General features: G+C 52.1%; 16 protein-coding genes. 1 reads left to right on the forward strand and 15 read right to left on the reverse strand.

What is annotated here, in order from left to right; all coding sequences use genetic code 11:
• Positions 1 to 142: 142 nt before the first annotated feature.
• The 14 genes from RB297_RS11805 to RB297_RS11870 all read right to left on the reverse strand — a co-directional run bounded on the left by RB297_RS11805 (position 143) and on the right by RB297_RS11870 (position 16,163).
• On the reverse strand, positions 143 to 1,567 hold the full coding sequence (locus RB297_RS11805; protein ID WP_277746631.1) for an alpha-L-fucosidase: 1,425 nt from the start codon (positions 1,565 to 1,567) through the stop codon (positions 143 to 145).
• A 19-nt stretch (positions 1,568 to 1,586) separates the two neighbouring features.
• Positions 1,587 to 3,215, reverse strand: coding sequence for an ABC transporter substrate-binding protein (locus tag RB297_RS11810; protein ID WP_277746632.1), 1,629 nt, complete (start codon positions 3,213 to 3,215; stop codon positions 1,587 to 1,589).
• Positions 3,216 to 3,353: 138 nt separating this feature from the next.
• Positions 3,354 to 4,250, reverse strand: a complete 897-nt coding sequence (locus RB297_RS11815) for a carbohydrate ABC transporter permease (RefSeq protein ID WP_096776089.1) — start codon at positions 4,248 to 4,250, stop codon at positions 3,354 to 3,356.
• Between the two features lie 10 nt (positions 4,251 to 4,260).
• A complete protein-coding gene (locus tag RB297_RS11820) occupies positions 4,261 to 5,232 on the reverse strand; it encodes an ABC transporter permease (protein ID WP_015736745.1) in 972 nt (323 codons plus the stop codon).
• A gap of 267 nt (positions 5,233 to 5,499) precedes the next feature.
• Complete coding sequence (locus RB297_RS11825) at positions 5,500 to 7,746, reverse strand: helix-turn-helix domain-containing protein (protein ID WP_375120495.1); 2,247 nt, start codon at positions 7,744 to 7,746, stop codon at positions 5,500 to 5,502.
• 226 nt (positions 7,747 to 7,972) lie between these two features.
• Positions 7,973 to 8,482 carry a DUF4188 domain-containing protein gene (locus tag RB297_RS11830; protein WP_375120496.1) on the reverse strand — a complete coding sequence of 170 codons (510 nt, stop codon included), beginning with the start codon at positions 8,480 to 8,482 and terminating at the stop codon, positions 7,973 to 7,975.
• 6 nt (positions 8,483 to 8,488) lie between these two features.
• Complete coding sequence (locus RB297_RS11835) at positions 8,489 to 9,133, reverse strand: TetR/AcrR family transcriptional regulator (RefSeq protein ID WP_375120497.1); 645 nt, start codon at positions 9,131 to 9,133, stop codon at positions 8,489 to 8,491.
• 514 nt (positions 9,134 to 9,647) lie between these two features.
• Positions 9,648 to 9,818 carry a hypothetical protein gene (locus RB297_RS11840; protein ID WP_375120498.1) on the reverse strand — a complete coding sequence of 57 codons (171 nt, stop codon included), beginning with the start codon at positions 9,816 to 9,818 and terminating at the stop codon, positions 9,648 to 9,650.
• A gap of 475 nt (positions 9,819 to 10,293) precedes the next feature.
• A complete protein-coding gene (locus tag RB297_RS11845) occupies positions 10,294 to 10,863 on the reverse strand; it encodes a helix-turn-helix domain-containing protein (protein ID WP_090909377.1) in 570 nt (189 codons plus the stop codon).
• 33 nt (positions 10,864 to 10,896) lie between these two features.
• The gene (locus RB297_RS11850; protein ID WP_375120499.1) at positions 10,897 to 11,865 is read right to left on the reverse strand and encodes an NAD-dependent epimerase/dehydratase family protein; all 969 of its coding nucleotides are present in this window, start codon (positions 11,863 to 11,865) and stop codon (positions 10,897 to 10,899) included.
• Between the two features lie 17 nt (positions 11,866 to 11,882).
• A complete protein-coding gene (locus tag RB297_RS11855; protein WP_375120500.1) occupies positions 11,883 to 13,073 on the reverse strand; it encodes a glycine C-acetyltransferase in 1,191 nt (396 codons plus the stop codon).
• A gap of 360 nt (positions 13,074 to 13,433) precedes the next feature.
• Positions 13,434 to 14,336, reverse strand: a complete 903-nt coding sequence (locus RB297_RS11860; RefSeq protein WP_009593611.1) for a LysR family transcriptional regulator — start codon at positions 14,334 to 14,336, stop codon at positions 13,434 to 13,436.
• Positions 14,337 to 14,373: 37 nt separating this feature from the next.
• Complete coding sequence (locus RB297_RS11865) at positions 14,374 to 15,480, reverse strand: HAMP domain-containing sensor histidine kinase (RefSeq protein ID WP_375120501.1); 1,107 nt, start codon at positions 15,478 to 15,480, stop codon at positions 14,374 to 14,376.
• Complete coding sequence (locus RB297_RS11870; RefSeq protein WP_096776104.1) at positions 15,477 to 16,163, reverse strand: response regulator; 687 nt, start codon at positions 16,161 to 16,163, stop codon at positions 15,477 to 15,479. Before RB297_RS11870 ends, RB297_RS11865 begins: the two co-directional genes overlap by 4 nt.
• 146 nt (positions 16,164 to 16,309) lie before the next feature.
• On the opposite strand from RB297_RS11870, the gene RB297_RS11875 reads away from it, so the two are divergent.
• Positions 16,310 to 18,424 (forward strand): multicopper oxidase family protein, encoded by a 2,115-nt coding sequence (locus RB297_RS11875; RefSeq protein WP_375120502.1) that lies wholly within the window; start codon positions 16,310 to 16,312, stop codon positions 18,422 to 18,424.
• 86 nt (positions 18,425 to 18,510) lie between these two features.
• Here RB297_RS11875 and RB297_RS11880 read toward each other — a convergent pair whose 3' ends face one another.
• Positions 18,511 to 18,900, reverse strand: a complete 390-nt coding sequence (locus RB297_RS11880) for a tautomerase family protein (protein ID WP_096776105.1) — start codon at positions 18,898 to 18,900, stop codon at positions 18,511 to 18,513.
• Positions 18,901 to 18,935 lie beyond the last annotated feature (35 nt).

Below are 18,935 nucleotides of genomic sequence, written 5' to 3' on the forward strand. Positions count from 1 at the left end.
CTTTCACGTACATCTTACACTAATCTGGATGGAACGGAAGGTAAATTTTGCGTTTTCGAAAAAAAGGAGCCACCGCTCTTTTGCGATGGCCGCCTTATTACTGCCAATCCTTAGGGGAGGCTGCAGATCTGCAGTCCTCCCATCAATCCCTCGAGCTCCGGTAAACTTCCATGCCGGACAGGCGCGGACACCATCTCGATTCCAAAATGGTAAGGCGGATATATTGACTGCGTACGGCGGGAAAGCGGCAGATGCGTTTGCGCCCGATTACCGTCCCGGATTGGATCGTGTGCCAGTTCCCGTTTTCCATATATTCAAGCTCGAAGCGCTCGATCCGCTGCCCGTACCGGTATTCGGCCAATACGATATGATCGAAATCGATCGCCCGCCCGAGGTCCAGCTCAATCACGGCGTATTCCGTACCCTCCTCGGGGCTCCAATACGTATCCTTGTTACCATCGACCATATTTCGAGCATCCGATCCGGCTTTCGTTTCGGAAGCCGTAATATCCGCGCCGGCTGCCAAATCGGTATCAAACGTTGTTCGGATGGCGTCCCCGAGTTCCTGCAGACGCCGCAGATCGTTCTCATGAACGAGTCCGCGGGTATCCGGCGGAATATTGAGCAGAAAGGTGGCATTGCCGCCAACCGAGCCGTAATAAATATGCAGCAATTCTTCCAGCGATCGAACCTTATCGTCTTCGGACGCATGGTAGAACCAGCCGGGACGGATCGAGGTATTCACTTCGGCCGGATACCATACCAGCTCCTTCTCGCCTTGAATGACGCTCCGGCTGCCGAGATCCTCTTCGCTGGATTCATAGCGGCGCGCGAACTCCCGGTCATCCGTTTGCTGCGACTTTTCCTGGATCGCTTCATTTTGGCGCAGCGACGCCGGAACGACGCTCCACTCCGACTCCCTGCAATGCCCCGCTTCATTCCCGCACCAGCGAATATCCGGCCCGCAAACCGAGATGGCGGCATTCGGCTGCAGTTCCCGAATCAGGGCGTAATACGCATCCCAATCGTATTCCTGGCGCTTGCCGTTCGGCCCTTCGCCGCAGGCTCCGTCAAACCAGACGCTGAAAATCTCGCCGTAGCCGGTCAGGAGCTCTCTTAGCTGATTCAGGAAAAATTGATTGTACCGCGTCGAATCCCCATACGACGGTTCATGCCGGTCCCATGGGGACAAGTAGATGCCGAATTTGATCCCCTTTCTCCTACAGGCATCGGCAACCTCCTTCACCGCATCCCCATGTCCGTTTCGCCAAGGGCTGCTCTTCACGGAATGCTCCGTATACTGACTCGGCCATAAACAGAAGCCGTCATGATGCTTGCAGGTCAGGATCAGGCCGCGCATCCCGGCGCTGACACAAGCGCTGACCCATTGATCCGCATCCAGCTGCGCCGGATTGAACAGCGCCGGGTCTTCCTTTCCCGTGCCCCATTCCATATCCGTGAACGTATTGATGGTAAAATGAAAGAAGGCGTAAAACTCCATCTCCTGTACGGCTAATTGACGTTCCGAGGGCTCGATGTTGGCAGCGTATTCAATGAAATTGTGCAAGCGATAAACCTCCCATACCTCATCCTTGATTGTCTAATGCTTTCTGATGAATCTCCAGATACTTATCCAGCTGAAGCCCCTTAAATCCGCTGACATAGGCATCCCAATCCTTCTCGATGTCTTTGCTGCCGGTTACGAACTGGGCCAGGTTCGATTTCACGTAATCCTGAATCGTCTTCTGAATCTGCGCGATAAAGGTTGCGTCTTTCGGATCGATGAACACATCGGTCGGGTACACTAACTCCGGTTTGGCAAAAGGCTCATATTTCTTGGCAGCCAGCCATAAACGATACTCGTAGGCTCCGTTGCCGAGCGGATCTTCAGGAGCAACAAAGGATTCGCGGAGGGAATTCACCATCAGCATCGTGCCGAGCTGCCACCAGGTTACGTCAAGGGATCCCTCGGGCACATCCCGCTTCAACGCTTCGTATGCGGCCGGCTCGCCGTTGTAATCAAGCGCACCGGACTCTGCCTTTCGCCATCCGTCTCCCTCGAACCCCCAGGAAGTCATCACGGTGCCTTCTTCGGAGAACAAGTAATCCGCCAGCTTGATCGCTGCGATCCGCTGCTCCTCCGTCGCTTTGTTCGTAATGACAAACGATCCGTCCCCTGCTCCGACGCTATAACCTGCTAGCTGTACGCCATTCGGTCCTTTCAGCGGGGGAACGACATCGTATTCCTTATGGCGGGGCTTGGCGTCGGTCGGCTCCAGCACGCTGCTGATCAGCGCATAACCGACGGTGCCGACCACATTCTCCGCTTTGTTGCCAAGCTGCTTGACGGCATCGCCGTTTTGCGTAAAGGCTCCTTTATCGATCAGTCCTTCGCTGTAAAGCTTACGCAGATATTTCAGCCCTTCCCTCCATTCGGGCTCAGCCGCCGACAAAATCACCTTGTCATCCTTCACGCTTAGATAAGTCGTGCCATTGTTGTATATAAAAGCATTCATCAAAAAGGCGTCAACTCCTCCTCCCCATACATCGAGCGAAGTGGTCATCGGAATTTCGTCAGCCTTTCCGTTGCCGTTCGGGTCCTGCTCCTTAAAGGCTTTCAGCACTTCATAGAACTCGTCGGTGGTCGTTGGCATTTCAAGCCCTAACTTCTCGAGCCAGGTCGTATTGATCCACATCCGCTGGCCATACGTGCAGTGCAGGCACTCGTTCACCTTCGGAAGCGCGTATATATTGCCGTCCGGGGCCGTCATGGCGGATTTCAAATAGGAAACTTCCTCCAATGCCTTCTTGATGTTCGGTGCATGCTGGTCGATTAAATCATTCAAAGGGATAAAGGCCCCCTGCATTCCGTACTTGATCTGATCCGCCTTGGATATGCCGGCATTCATAATAAGCGCCGGATAATCCCCGCTGGCCAGCATCAGCAGTTTCTTGTCGTTGAATACCGCGTCGGGCGTCGTATTCCATTTGAATGTAATCCCCAGCTTCTCTTCGATATGCTTGGAGAATGGATTGACATCGAGGCTCTCGATGCCGGCGGACTGAGGAGCGAATACCGATAGTTCAACGGGTGCCCCCGACTCCGGAGGGCTTGCCGGATTTCCAGTTCCTGTTTCGCTCGATTTGCCGCAAGCGGATAAAACCAGCACTGCCGCGAGAATCAGACTTAAACCTAATCCAGTGAACCTATTCAAATCAATTCCTCCCTAATATGGAATGTCTGCCCGTACTTCATAAACGAAACCTAATTTTGCATATACCCCCTATGTGTCCGATCATCGGAATTACCCATTCTATACTGCCGGCCTCACCTCCTTCACAATAAGCAGGAATCACCCTTTCAAGGACCCGATCATCACGCCTTTGACAAAATACTTCTGCACGAACGGGTAAATGACCAGTACCGGGGCGCTTGCCACCACGATCAGCGAATACTTCAGCAGATCCTTCAGCCCTTCGCGGACCAGCAGCTCATTCACGTTGGTCACCATCTCGGCGCTGACGGAATTCAGGATCAGAATATCCCTCAGGAAGATTTGCAGCGGAAACAGGCTGCTGTCCTTTAAATAAATCAGGGCGTTGAAATAGGAGTTCCAATGGCCGACGGCGTACATCAGCGCGAGCACGGCCAGGATCGGCTTGGATAACGGAAGGACGATTTTCAGAAAAAAGGTAATGTCGCTGCTGCCGTCCATTTCGGCCGCTTCGGCGAGCTCCTCCGGGATCGTGGTTTGAAAAAAGGTTCTGGCGATGATGACCTGAAACACGGCTAACGCACCCGGTATGATCATGGCCCAGCGCGTGTCGAGCATGCCGAGCGACTTCACGAGCAGATAGTTCGGAATGAGCCCGCCGTCAAAAAACATCGTGAACACCAGCAGCATCATGATGAGGTTGCGAACGTAAAACGTCTTTCGGGCTAACGGATATGCAAGCATCACCGTGAATGCGACGTTGACAAGCGTGCCGACAACGGCATAGAACAACGAGTTGCCAAACCCGATCAGAATATTGGAATTCTGGAATACCGCTTTGTAGCCGATCAGGGTCACGTCCACCGGCCACAGCCACACCTTGCCCGACGACACCGCGCCCGGGGAGCTGAAGGATGCGCTTACAATATGCAGCAACGGAAACAGGATGACAATCAGGACGACGGATAGAAACAAATACACGATACCAAGGAAAATCCGGTCTGCAGCGGACTCCCGTACGGTTGATCTGCTCATGCGATTCCTCCTACCATAGACTTGTGGATGAGACTTTTCTGGATACGTAATTGACGATGACCAAGAGAATGAAATTGATAACGGAATTGAACAGGCCGATGGCGGCGGAGAAGCTGAAGTTCGCTCCGAGCAGGCCGACCTTGTACACGTAGGTGGAGATGACCTCGGACGTGTTCTGATTCAGCGGGTTTTGCATGAGATAGATTTTCTCGAAGCCCAGGCTCATCAGATTGCCCAGATTCAATATGAGCAAAATGACGATGACCGGAAACAAGCTGGGAATATCGATATTGATGATTTTTTGAAACCGGGTCGCCCCGTCCACTCGGGCCGCCTCGTACAAATCGGGATTGACGCCCGCCAAGGCCGCAATATAGATGATGGCCCCGTAACCGGTGAACTGCCATACATCGGACCAGACATAGATCGATTTGAACAGCTCCGGCACGCCGAGAAAATCAACGGTTTCCAGTCCCAGCGCCCGGAACAGGTTGCTCATCAGCCCCGTGTTGGGCGAGAGGTTCACGATCAGAATCGAGACGATGACAACCGTTGAAATAAAGTACGGCGCGTAGGTCACCATCTGGACGGTTTTCTTGAATCGGCCGTTCCTGATCTCATTCAGGGCCAGCGCCAACAGAATGGGTGCAGGGAATCCGACCAGCAGGCCGTACAGGGAAATCTCGAGCGTGTTGCGGACATACTGCCAGAAGAACGGCGCGTCGAACAATTGCCGGAAATAATCGAACCCTACCCAGGGACTGCCGAAGATCCCCTGTACGACGTTGTATTCCTTGAATGCAATCAATACGCCGAACATCGGAACGTATTTGAAGAGGATGATGTAGACTAACGGGAAGAACACGAGCAGGTAGAATTGCCAGTGCTTCATCAGCTTCTTCCTCGTTCGGTTCATGGGCTTGTTCGATGGTAGATTCGTTGGTGCCTGTGCATCTGCAGGTACTGGGATTGCGCTGCTCATACGAGCCAATGGGGTCACCCTCCTTCGCTTTGTGTTGGTCCCAAGTTTAGAGCGGACGGTTCCATCCGATCAATAAACAAGATTCTCCGAATCAACGTATTTCCGCGAGCAGGGGAAAATTTCAGAGCCGGCAGGCCGTAAGAGCGATAAACCTTTTTCCGCCGCTAAACCTCTCTCCGTTGACGGCAAAAAAGCCCGCCGGACAGCACCGTCCGCAGGGCTCTATACTGGGTTCGAGTATGCATGGAAGGGACTCCGAAGGACTCGTTAATTCCCGAATTTCTGCTGCTTGATAGCAGCTTGCTCACGATAATCCCCCGGCGACATTCCCATCAGCTTTTTAAACATCCGGCCAAACGAGATGGCGTTGGAATACCCGACTTCGGTGGCGATATCCTGTACGGGCAGCAGGGTTTCTTCCAGCAGTCTCCGGGCATGGGTCATCCGTAGCTCGATCAAATAATCCACGAATTTCTGGCCGGTCTCCTCCCGGAACAGCTTGCTCAGCGTTTTCCAGTTCATGCCGAAGCGTTCGCTTAAATAATTGAGGGACAGGTCCGGGTTGCTCGAGTTCTGCTCCATAAACAAGCGTACCTTCTGAATCGTGTCCGCATGATTTCGGCCCTCCATGAGAGCGAGGATGCTGTCGTACAGAGCGGATAAAGCCTCCCCGAGTTCCTGTTCCAGCTCCTCCAGCGTATCGGACGACTGAAGCGCGTTCCGTAAGGCAGGCTGCCCCTCCGTAAGCCATAATTCCTGAAATTCCTTCGCCATGCAGGAAATTTCGCGTCCCAGCGAGTACATCATGTAATCCGCCAGGTTCACCACGCCGTCCCGGTCCAGTATGTTCTGCTCGATGTTATGGATAAGGGTGCTGTATTTCTCCTGCCAATCCTTGTTGACGAGCCGGAAGGACTGCGCCATCGAGCGGATCAGGTTCAGAAAATCGAATGCATTCCCCCGGTCCTCACCGGATACTTCGGCGTAATGAATGATTCGGTTGTCGCCGAGGATCATTTTGTATTTCAATGCGGCGCGTGCCTGCTCATAGGATTCCGGGATATCCGTATACCGCTCCGCTTTCTCCCCGATGCCAACGGTTATGGTCAGCTTCAGGTGCTCCTCCACCCACTGGCGGGCTTGCTCCAGCAGCGTGGCCACATGCCGATTCGGATCCTGATCTTCCGCTGCCGCGAGAACTCCCAGCTTCGAGGCTGAAATCCATTCCGTCCAAAGCATCGTTTCCCGCCCGGCCGCAATTTCTTGAACGACGCTTTTTAAGGCAAACTTGATCAGATACTGGTCCTGCTGGGGATACTGTTCGCAAAACAGCGGGTATTTATCGATTTCAATGACATTGACGATCTGTGGTTGGGACAGGTCCGGCAGCCCCATGGCTTCACGCTGCTCGTTCCACTGCTCCAGATGAGAAGGATACTGTCCCTCCATCAGCTGCTGAAACAGGTACGCTTTGCGCAGGAGCAAATCTTCACGGTGCTGCTGCTGAAAGCTGCTCGCCTGTTCCAGCAGGCTCTCCAGCGCCGATTCGATAAAAGCAAACTCATCCTGTTTGCCGCCATGGAGCAGAACGCTCGTTTTGGTCTGCGAATATTTCGAAATCCGGGACACGATGGCTTCGATCGGCTTATAGTTCCGGCGCGTGACGAATACGATCCAGACCACGCCGGCCATGCACATCAGAAGGCCGACGATAAACCAGACATTGTACAATTGGCTGACGATACCCACCACCCTGCCTTGGGTAAGCCCCCCTTCGTAAACCCATCCGGTGTAAGGGGATACCGCTTGGGACACAAGTTCCCCGTGCTCGGCGCCCGAGGTGCCGGCGATCAAGGAACGGCCCCCCGTGTCCATCACATGAATGAAACTAACTTCGGGATTAACCATGCCCTGAATCATGTTATGTATGGCGTCCACCTTGATATTGACGGCAATCACGCCTTTGCCATGGGTAACGAAGGGGGCATCCCGTACCAGGGTGACCACCTGCTGCGTGCTGTTAAAGCTGAATTCCCGGAAACTCCGCAGGGCACTCCATTTTGCTTCGCTATTGACCTGGCTCAGATAAGGCTGGAGAAAGTCATAATCCGCATAATCCTGCAAACGGAAAGTGGACGAAGAGCTTAGGACGAATTCATCCTGGGTTCGAACGAGGACCATGGAATCCACAAGCGGGTTGGAAACCTTGAACTGCTTCATGGCCTTCACGGCCTGCATGTTCAAATAGACGTTGTCCTGATCCTCTTGATTGAAAAATCCCGACATATCAGGGTTGAACAGCAATTCCTGCACCAGCATCTGATCGATGGCCTTCAGCGAATTGTCGACCGAACGCATCGCCTGCTGAATCATCGTCTCATTAGCCTGGATCGCGCCCTGCCGCGACTGTTCCCCGAGCATTTGGAAAAAGACAAAAAACACAAAGGAAATCACGATAAAGAAGACCGGCATATACGATAAAAGCTGACGGTAAAACCACGCTTTCCTTCCCATAGGCATCCCCCTGAGCGATTAATTCCTTATCTCGTCATCGATTGAAAGTAATTTCATCATAGAAGAACGGACGGGGTTTACCAACACTTTTTTGAACCTCGGAAGAAAAACGCGTCTAAAGCATCATTACTTCCATAGCATTGACTTGGTCTTGATCCTATGGTAATCATACTTATCATTAGCTGAGGGAAACGCAGAGGAACCGTCGCCGAAAATCTATAAGGGTCTAGGGATTGGGAGGAGTCGGCACAGCGGGTTCACCCTCGCGGCCAAGCCGACGGCTTGCCGTTTCCCTGCGGCCTGTCGCGGATACATGGGCTCCGGCTTTGGCCAAACCGAAGCGCGGCATGTTGTTGTACAGGCATTCATACTGGCCTTCCTGGACCAGATAGGTTTCGTGAAAAATCCCCACGTCCCCTCCCGTTCCGACCTTGCGGTTGAAATCCCGCCATGCCGTCAGGTGGTTGGCTCCGTGGCGGGCATAGTGCTCGAGGTGTTCGAAGCTTCTCCAATATTGGATGAGGGTAAGCCCGCGCCCCGAAAAATGATAGGTACCGTCCATGAAGCCGAGCTCCTCCTTGTTCCGGTATAGCTCCTGCAGCATCGGGGACATGGCGCTCATGACCGGCAGCCACTTATGTACCGCCCACCATTTGTTAATTCGAAACCCGATGACGAATACAACGAAAGAACCGTCCATGTGGGCGGTATATCGACCTGGAATTACTTTGCTCACGCTTGCTCACTCCCCTTCCTTGATTTCGAGCAGACCTAGGTGCGTTTCGTAAAAGCAGCCGATTTCCGTGGAATTGTACAACTGGGCCGTCAGAAACGCCCCGTAAAAAACGGTGAAACAAATCTGTACGGCTTGCTCCAAGGTTAAGGCTTTATTCAGCCTGCCGGCTTGAGCTTCCTCCTTCATGAACCGCTCGAATAGAGCATGCATGTTGGGCGATTCGCTTCCCGCTTCCTCGTGACCGGGAAAGAGCAGCGATACTTCCGCCCGGCTCAGCTCCGGCATGCAGGGCTGCATGTTCTGCTCCGCGAGAAAAGAGATCAAACTCGGCATCATGCCCGGCCTTACTTGATGCTCCTTAGCGACCTCGGACAGCAGATGGCGGAATGCCTGAAACCCTTTTTTCCCTTCCTGGTCGATCTCGATCATCCGCTCGGTCAGCCAAACCCGCATAAAATAAATCAGCAAATCCTCTTTGCGTTGATAGAACTTGAAAAAAGTGACCTTGGATATTTCGGCGCTCCTGCAGATGTCCTCCAGCATGACCTGGCTGAACATCCGATCCTTCATCAAAGATAATCCCGCTTCGTACAGCGCGATTTTGTTCTTGGCTTTTTTTAACTCCCTTAATGGGATATCCGGATGTTGCAAGGGAATACACCGCCTTTGATTAACTCTTGTAAATAAATTAACACAAGTTAATTTATTTTGTCAAAGTAAAGCGCATCGCGCCCACGGTGCGTAGTCCGGGCTTGCTTGGTTGGCTGTCGATCATAGTGTGTTTATTGAGATTGGATACACGGGGGAATGACTTGGAAGGGAAAGCGCAGAAATGCCCCTCTTTTTTATGAATAGAGACGTGGGGGAAAATGCGAAAATGCGGTAACTGGTAACGGTACTTTGAGAAATGTGCGAAATAAGGTACAGAGAGAATAGCTGGGAACAGGAACGAGGATGACCCATACTGCCGGTTTGTTTGCTTTTCAGGAGGGTAAAACAAAAAGGCAAGTTTCAGGTTACATTCCTGATCTCGCCTCTGTTCATAATGGGTATGCAAAAAACGGTGATGCACTGTCAGACAAATCGATAACTAACTACTTAAAGGAGCATAGGCGGCAAAGGAAACTAGCGTTTGTCGGTCCACACTCGGCTTTGGTGATTCTGCCTAGATTGAAGCTGCGGCGACGGGGGACAAGAAGAACACCCGCCGAACGCCCACGCCGTAACTAACGGACAGCAGATCCGTTATTTTCCAGATAAGAGGCCCCCGTACGGTAACGGACAGCAGATCCGTTATTTTCCAGATATGAGGTCCATTAAACGTTCTAACGGACACCAGATCCGTTATTTACTCCGAAAGCAGCCATAATACCGCTCTTTTCAGAGAATAACGGATTCCCTGTCCGATAATTTCGCTCAAACCTCTATTTTCTACGAAATAAGGTCTCCTGTGTCCGCTAAACACCGCGTGTACACTGGGCAGATTGCCGAGGCATGGCAGGACGGCAATTACCATTGTTCCGCAAGGCCAGGCTTAGCCGCCACACGGCCAAGCGGCTTTGCCAGGCTTTCACCGCACTACAAGACCAGCGGCTTTGTCAGGCTTTGACCACGCCACACGCCCAAACCGCATTGACGGTCTTTGGACGCTCCACGCTGGCAAGCACCCTGAAGGTATCGCTCCATCGCAATGCCGGATACACCTGTATAAGCATCCCCGTCACACCGCCATACAACTCAACTCACAGCACGTTTAACTCGTAAACGGTCGCTAGAGTACCACGATCACTGGCCCGCCAACACGAAGGTTTTCATCCCCTGGCTGCGGCATCCGCGTAGAAAATAATCGTGTAAAATTTCGTCGTTTCGTTACCAGGGTTGACGTACCGATGAGGCCGGTTAGCCGAGAAATGGACGGAACTTCCGGCAGGCACGGTATAGCTTTCATCTTCGCGCCAAAGCTCAAGCTCTCCCTGATGCACAAAAATATACTCCTCCACGCCGTCATTATGAGCTTCGGACCCATGATCGCAACCCGGATCCATGATGACCATATAAGACTCGAATTTGGTACGCAGGTTGTAGGAGAACAAAGGGTGCACCCGGTACGCGCCTTCCGCCTCGTGAAAAGGCTCCACGTCATCCGGAGAGACCACGGTCACTTCGGTTTCCGCCTCCTCGATGAGTGTGGTGAATGAAATGCCGAGGCCGCTGACGATGCGCCACAATACCGAGATCGTCGGGTTGGAATCCCCACGCTCGATCTGTCCCAGCATGGCTTTGCTGACACCGGTCAACTCGGCTACGTTATCGAGGCTGAGGCCTCGTGATTTACGGATGGCTTGCAGATTTCTCCCTACCTTTTTATGAATGGGTTCCAAGTGTAACCATATCCTCCTTCTGAAACTAAGCCGTTAACTGATCTTGCTCTGATCAGTCCGCCGCTTCTCCATAAGCTTTGACACCATATCATCGGTCATATGGTTCAAATCATATTGTACATCAAATCCCCATTCTTCGCGTGCCGCAGTTGCGTCAATCGAGTCCGGCCATTCGCTTGCAATCGCTTGACGGACCGGATCCACGTCATAGTCGAGGCTGAAATCCGGAATATGCCGGCGAATGCTGGCCGCAATTCCTTCAGGATCGACGCTCATTGCCGTAACATTGAAAGCATTGCGATGCTTCAGCTTAGCCGGATCCGCCTCCATCAATGCAATGATGGCGGAGATCGCATCCGGCATGTACATCATATCAAGGTAGGTCCCTTTATCAATAAAAGAAGTATAGCTTCCGCTGCGGATCGCGGCCACATACATCTCAACCGCATAATCCGTCGTTCCCCCGCCTGGAGGCGCGGAATGGGAGATCAGTCCCGGAAAGCGTAATCCGCGGGTATCCACTCCGTATTTATGGTAATAGTAGTCGCACAACAGCTCCCCGGAGACCTTGCTGACTCCATACATGGTTAGCGGACGCTGCAGCGTGTCTTGCGGCGTTGCGTTTTTGGGGGTGTCCGCCCCGAATGCCGCGATGGAGCTCGGCGTAAAGAACTGGCAGGACAAGGCACGCGACGTCTCCAGCGCACTTAACAGACCGCCCATGTTCAGGTTCCAGGCCAGTGCCGGATTGGATTCTGCCTTGGCCGACAACAGAGCCGCTAGATGAATGATCGTATCTGCCCGAAACTCTTTAGCCGCTTCGTGAAATGCATGGTGATCGGTTACGTCCAGTGTTTTGAACGGTCCCGATAGGACCGTTTCATGATGGATTTGGCGAATGTCCGTTGCAAGAACGGATTCTTCGCCGTAAATCTGGCGCAATTTCGCCACCAGGTCTGAGCCGATCTGACCGAGTGCACCGGTTACCATAATTCGTTTCATAAACTCGTGCCCCCTTATTAGATCAGACCCAGCTCGCGTCCGATGGTTTCATATGCGGAAAGTGCGCGATCCAGCATCTCCTTCGTATGCATGGCGGTTGGCATATTCCGAACTCTTCCCGTACCTTTTGGTACCGTCGGGAATACGATCGATTTGGCATACACGCCTTCTTCGTACAATCTCGTACTGAATGTCTGGGTCGTTGCTTCATCTCCGATGATGCAAGGCGTAATCGGAGTTTCCGTGCGGCCGACGGAATAACCAAGGCGCTTAAGGCCTTCCTGCAGATAACGGGTGTTCTCCCACAGCTTCGTTTGCAGGTCTTTGCTGTTCTGCAGGATGTCGATAGCGGTAATGCAAGCGGCTACGGTACCTGGAGGCAGCGCAGTCGAGAACAAGAACGGACGGCTGCGAACCTTGAGCCAATCCACCAGGTCGCGCGATCCGGCAACATAACCGCCGACAACGCCAACCGCCTTGGACAGGGTTCCGATCTGGATATCCACCCGATCCGACAACCCGAAATGCTTCACGGTGCCTGCACCGCCGCCAAGCACGCCCGATCCATGCGCGTCATCCACGTAAGTGATCAGATCATAGGTCTCGGCGATCTCCACGATTTCGGGGAGTTTTGCAATGTCGCCATCCATCGAGAACACGCCATCGGTAATCACCATGATCTTGCCGTATACACCGGATTCTCTCGCTTCTTTTGCTTTCGAACGCAAATCGTCCATGTCCGAATGGTTAAACCGAATAACCTTCGCCTTGGTCAACCGGCAGCCGTCAATAATGGACGCATGGTTCAGCTCATCCGACAAAATGGCATCCCCGGCAGCCATCACCGCCGAGATCGCCGCCATATTGCAATTGAAACCGGACTGATACGTCAGCACCGCTTCGGTTCCCTTGAACTGCGCAAGCTTCTCCTCAAGCTCTACATGAAGTGAAAGCGTTCCGTTAATGGAGCGAACGGCGCCGCTTCCGGTTCCGAAATCGGTCGTAGCCCGGATGGCCGCTTCTTTCAGTCGCTCATCATTTGCCAGTCCGAGATAGTTGTTGGAAGATAAATTCACGAATTCACGACCCTGAATGGCAATGAGCGGACCGTTCGGACTTTCAAGAGGCTGGATGGTATTATAGAGCCCTTGCTGCTTGAGTTCCGTTAGATTATCCTGTAAGAAAGCGCTTAACGATTGACTGGACATATGAAATTCCTCCCGTGGATCCGAAGTATCTTAACGTACATATCATTTACCATTCCATTGTATGCAAAAAGTCACAAGCATGCAATATCCTGTACATAAATATGTTATATTAGATTTTCTGGCAAAAAAAATCCCCTCAGCATTCATGGTAGGCTGCCTGCCAGCCTGCCGTTATGAGTACTAAAGGGTGAATGAATAATTACGAGACCCAAATTTCGTACACGAAATCTTTAATGAACCTCAGTTTCTCCAACTGCTGTTCTTCCGTTTGGGAGAGTAAGAAAGGTATCCATCATGCTGCTGTTATAAGTAACTCTAATAAACTATAGCCAGCTATAGTATGAAGCTATCCCATCAAAATCAGGTGGCAATCGCTTCATGCAGCGCCTCGACATAAGCTGCGGCAAGCTTGGACAGGGTCGCGTTTTTATGGCTGATCCATCCGACGTTGATCGTCTCATCGCAGGCGAGCGGAACCGGAATAATCTCGTTCCCGTTCAGGTCGGCGCTCAGCACCCCGGTCGAAATGGTATACCCGTTCAGACCGATCAGCAGATTGAACAGGGTTGCACGGTCATTGACCCGGATGCTTTTTTTGTGAGACAGCGTGCTGAGGATTTCCTCCGAGAAGTGGAACGAATTGTATTCCCCCTGCTCGAAGGATAAATACGGATAATTCTGAAGCTCGTCAATGGTCACGATCGACTGCTTGGCCAGCGGATTTTTGATGCTGATAAAAATATGCGGCCTCGCCGTAAACAAGCTGGTAAACTGAAGCCCTGCATCCTTCAGCAGCTTGTTGATCACCTTGGCATTGAATTCGTTCAGGTAGAGAATGCCGATCTCGCTGCGCAGGGTTTTGACGTCCTGGATGATTTCGTAGGTCTTCGTTTCTCTCAGCGCCAATTCGTACTCATCCTGCCCGTATTCCTGGACCAGCTTCACGAAGGCATTGACCGCAAAGGCGTAGTGCTGCGTGGATACCGAAAAATGCTGCGGGGAAGGCTTTGCGTTCAGATAACGCCCTTCCAGAAGCTCTGCCTGCTCCACCACCTGCCGCGCATAGCCGAGGAACTCCGCGCCTTCTTTGGACAAGGATATTCCTTTGTTCGTCCGCTCGAATATCGTAATGCGAAGCTCTTCCTCCAGATCCTTGATCGCGTTGGACAAGCTGGGCTGGGAAATGAATAATCGTTTGGCCGCCTCGTTCATGGAACCACGGTTGGCAACTTCGATGGCATACTTTAATTGTTGTAATGTCAAAGTGATTCCCCCCTTTTTATACTTTCACATTCGCACGTTAAATTTTACTGCTATCATGGCTCCAGGGAAGGATTACCGTAAATTCCGTCCCCTTGCCAAGCTCGCTTTGTACTTGGATGTATCCACCGTGAGCCGCTGCAATCTGTTTAGCAATCGAAAGCCCCAGACCAGAGCCTCCTGTCGACCTGCCTCTTCCGCTATCCACCCGGTAGAATCGGTCGAACACATGAGGAAGCGCATCAGCAGGTATGCCCGTGCCCGTGTCCGTTATGCTTATCGCAATCTGTCCGGACAGGTCCCTCGCATCGATTCGAACCGAAATGTTTCCACCTTCCGGCGTATGCCGCAGCGCATTGGTCAACAAGTTAAGTAATACCTGCTTCAGCCGTTTCGGATCGACCAGAACCCATGCCGAATCCCGATATTCAGGCCCCTTTAACGTAACCCCGCAAGCAACCGCCTCCGGCTGTAGGAGCTCCATGAGATTGCCCAATAGCAAGTTCAGATCGGTCTTCTCTTTATATAAGACTAACTCCCCCGCTTCCGCCGTATTCAGAAGATGAAGCTCATCCACCAAATGCACCAGACGCAGCACTTCGTCGTGAAGGGGAAGCAAAACTTCCGGCTTCACGTCGGTTGGGGACTGCTGAATCAACTCCAGCTTGGATTGAACGATGGATAGCGGCGTCCTTAATTCATGCGCTATATCTTCGACAAGTCTTTTTCGAAGGTCCATGGCCTCTCGTAATTGGTGCGTCATGGAATTGAACGCCTCCCCAACCTGACCATACTCGTCCTTTCGCATGATCGGCACTTCCGTTGTCAAGTCTCCATCGGCCACTTTTCGCATGACCGCGATCAGTTTATGGAGCGGATGAATGATTAGACCTGAAAGCCAGTAACCCAAAACGACCACAGCGCATGCAACAAACAACGTCACCATAAGAGCCTTCATCTTCATTTCGCCAAGCACATATTTACTTAATCCCTCGAGATGCTCCCCTCCGAGGCCACCCCCGCTTCCCTCGGGAGCATACCGGGCAAACAGGCTTCCCAAGTAGCCTTGCGTTGTGCCGATATACGCGGCCGTTACAAGCATAACCAGGACGCCCATCGCCATGAATATTTTGCCGCGCACCGTCATCTCGGCTCACCGAATCGATATCCAAACCCATACACCGTTTGAATGTATTTCATATGGTCAGGATCAGGCTCAAGCTTCTTGCGCAGTTTACTGACATGAGAGTCCAAGGTGCGTTCATAATTCATGAAATCATCATCCATAGCTGCCTTCATAAGCTGCAATCGACTGAACACAACCCCCGGCCTGTTGGCCAGCGTCAGCAAGATCTTGAACTCGGTCGGAGTCAGCGGGATAAGCTCCCCGTTTCGCGTAACCTGGCATTTGGTTTCCGATATCAACAGATCTCCGCGCTGCAAGGGCGACGCCTCAACCTGGATTGGAGCCGTTCGTCTGAGAACCGAGCGAATGCGGGAAGTCAGCTCCCGCAAACTGAAGGGCTTGGTTATGTAGTCATCCGCACCAAGCTCCAGGCCAATAATTTTGTCCGTTTCCTCTGATTTCGCCGTCACCATGATGATTCCACAAGCACTGGATTGCCTCAGCTCCTTGCACACTTCGATTCCGCTCTTTCCAGGCAGCATCCAATCCAGCACTACAAGCGCGGGCTGCTCTCTTCGGGCGCACTCAAGCGCATCTTGACCATTGGTTACGGCAAGAATCCGGAACCCTTCGCCCTCTAAATAAAGCTTCATCGTTTCCAGCATCGCCACTTCGTCTTCCACAAGCAACAGCGTCGTTTCCATTGCGATAACCTCTCACTTTTTAGAACCATTATAACCCGTTTCCAGCATAAGAAGTGATCCTACACAGAATGAAAAGATCATCTCCAACAGTTCTACACATTTGATCTGTACACTGAATGCAAAACAAATGTAAAGGGGCGTACACAATGGTGAGAAGCTGGCTAATGTTTGACTACGTATTAACATTTCTAATTTTTTTTATATGGTGGATCGTCTATTACAGAGCAAAAAAGACATGCCTGCCGCAACCGAAGGAAGACCTGCTTAAGCATCTAAACAAACTTCGCTTCTGGTTGTGGCCCGCCAAAATCATGACAGGGCTTAAATTCGCTGCGGGTGCGGTGCTGTGGAATGCCGATTGGGCGTTTGTCGAAGACAAGGTGTTCATCCAGTGGCCGCTCTATGCGCTCTCGATTTCCGCCGTCTTTTTCTTCTCGCTGCCCGTATTAACGAGTCGCAAATTATCGGAGCTTCATGCAAAGTTAAACGACGGTTCAAGCGGATACCTGAACAACCGCATCCTTGCGGCGCCTTTTTCGGCAGCGTTCTACGCAGCAGCATGCTCCTGCTTATACATGTTGTTTCTCTCGCAATCTCCACTCCGATTCAGCAGTTTTATAACCGTCTGGATTGCATTCGGTATCCTGATGGGCATGGCGTGGGTTTCCCGCAGAAGACAGTTCAAGGAATGGCAGCATTCATTGAACATGGATCACCGTGTAACCTACAAGCAGAGTCTTATCCGATTCTCATGGAAGTGCCTGCTCGTCATTGCCATCACCTCCACAATGGTTTCCGCCGGCTTGATCTCGTCCCGGCTGCCGGACCGAATGAGCATGATGGACCATGGCCGTCATGACAGCAGCGGAAGCCCCGGGAACCATAGCCATCATGGAAATCACGCGGAAGCATCGAGCATTTCTGCAGAGAATATAGAATCGATTAGTGTAGCCAGCTTGCGCGGACCGCAGACCTCAAAGCCTGACCGCACATTCGAATTAAGCGCACAGAAAAAGCTGCTCACCTTGCCCTCAGGCGAAACCGAAGAGGTATGGGCTTTTAACGGACTCGTTCCCGGTCCGGAACTCCGTATTCAGGAAGGCGAGCTGGTCGAGGTTACCCTGGTCAATATCGATGTGGAGGATGGCGTTACGATCCATTGGCATGGACTAAATGTTCCGAACGGGGAAGATGGCGTGGCAGGATTAACGCAGAATGCCGTCATGCCAGGAGAACGGTTTATCTACCGGTTCATCGCGGAACAGACGGGCACATACTGGTATCATTCCCATCAGCAATCCTCGGTGCAGGTTGCCAAAGGGCTGTATGGCACGCTTGTCATCGAACCGGATGACGCTACCGTTTTGGAAGACGTCGATTTAACCGTGATGGCTCATCCGAAAGGAACGAGCAATGGAACAACGCTCACCTTAGGAGCCACGGGAAAGCTCCAGCGGCAGACCGTAATGCCGGGCAAAACCGTGAGGTTAAGATTAATCAATGCACATAACATGCCTAAAATGTTTTATTTATCGGGAGCATCCTTTAAAGTAACCTCCATTGACGGCGTGGATCTCAACGGTCCCGAGTGGATACAAAATCAAAAGCTGCTGCTGGCTGCCGGCGGACGCTACGATATTTCCTTTGCCATGCCGGATCATGCGGTATCGTTGACGCATACTGCCGATGCGATCAACGAACGGAGCGAAGCGATTGTTATGGCCGGCAATGATCGGGACCTGCCGCTTCCTGGCCGGGAGGGCCCGGTATTCAATCCGGCCAAGTACGGCACGCCGTCCTCGGTTCCTTTTGACGCCGATACCGTCTATGACCGTAACTTTACGCTTGTGCTCGACAACCGCGTGGGCTTCTATAACGGCACGATGACCAATGTGCAGACCATCAACGGTTATGTCTTTCCGAATACGCCGTCTCTCATGGTACGTGAAGGGGATATCGTAAAAATGAAGTTTGTGAATCGGGGTTTCATGGATCATCCGATGCATCTGCATGGTCACCATATTCTCGTCTTGAAGCGTAATGGAGAACCCGTCGTAGGAAGTCCCTGGTGGACGGATACGCTGAATGTAGCGCCAGGCGAGACGTATGAAGCTGCGTTTGAAGCCGACAACCCGGGACTTTGGATGGATCACTGCCACAATTTGGACCATGCCGCGGCCGGGATGTCGATGCATCTCATGTATGAGGGGGTTTACACGCCTTACGAAATCGGGAGTGCCACCGTAAATAAACACGAATGAACAAAAAACAAGCGCCGATCACCAGGCTTCCGGAGCCAGCGGTAATCGAGCGCTTGTTTGCAATTGTTAATACTAGCTAAGCCTCTCTAAATATTCACCTTATACCCTAAAGCCAGTTCATCCCCGGGAAGCCCACGGATTCCCCAGTTGTGCTGCGGCGTTTCAAAAATCGTAATCTCCACGTCCTGGGAAGAAACATGCAGCGTATGCTGAATCCGCTCGAATAACAATCGAATCAGCTGTTTCTTAGCCTCCACCGTCCGGCCTTCAAATATGCTGATCTCGATCACCGTGTAACGATCCGTTCTCCCGTCAGGGAAGTAGAAATCCTCCCGACTCATGGGAAAAAAACGATGAAATTTCTTATCCGCCGGAAGTTCAAATGCGTCTACCACGCACGAATGTATCACTTCCGACAGCTGCTCCTTCACCGGGTTCAGCCGCTCCCGGACGCCGTAAATTTTGATCTGTGCCATGCTCTGCTCATCTCCTCTAATCTCATCTAAACTAA

This window comes from Paenibacillus sp. CR_12, from assembly GCF_041953985.1.
Lineage (GTDB): Bacteria > Bacillota > Bacilli > Paenibacillales > Paenibacillaceae > Paenibacillus_AQ > Paenibacillus_AQ lautus_A.

Bases quoted from the DNA above. Each gene is read 5' to 3' on its own strand.
- RB297_RS11815 (WP_096776089.1), bottom strand. From the start codon at position 4,250: ATGAGCAGATCAACCGTACGGGAGTCCGCTGCAGACCGGATTTTCCTT.
- RB297_RS11820 (WP_015736745.1), bottom strand. From the start codon at position 5,232: ATGAGCAGCGCAATCCCAGTACCTGCAGATGCACAGGCACCAACGAAT.
- RB297_RS11825 (WP_375120495.1), bottom strand. From the start codon at position 7,746: ATGGGAAGGAAAGCGTGGTTTTACCGTCAGCTTTTATCGTATATGCCG.
- RB297_RS11850 (WP_375120499.1), bottom strand. From the start codon at position 11,865: ATGAAACGAATTATGGTAACCGGTGCACTCGGTCAGATCGGCTCAGAC.
- RB297_RS11855 (WP_375120500.1), bottom strand. From the start codon at position 13,073: ATGTCCAGTCAATCGTTAAGCGCTTTCTTACAGGATAATCTAACGGAA.
- RB297_RS11865 (WP_375120501.1), bottom strand. From the start codon at position 15,480: ATGACGGTGCGCGGCAAAATATTCATGGCGATGGGCGTCCTGGTTATG.
- RB297_RS11870 (WP_096776104.1), bottom strand. From the start codon at position 16,163: ATGGAAACGACGCTGTTGCTTGTGGAAGACGAAGTGGCGATGCTGGAA.
- RB297_RS11875 (WP_375120502.1), top strand. From the start codon at position 16,310: ATGGTGAGAAGCTGGCTAATGTTTGACTACGTATTAACATTTCTAATT.
- RB297_RS11880 (WP_096776105.1), bottom strand. From the start codon at position 18,900: ATGGCACAGATCAAAATTTACGGCGTCCGGGAGCGGCTGAACCCGGTG.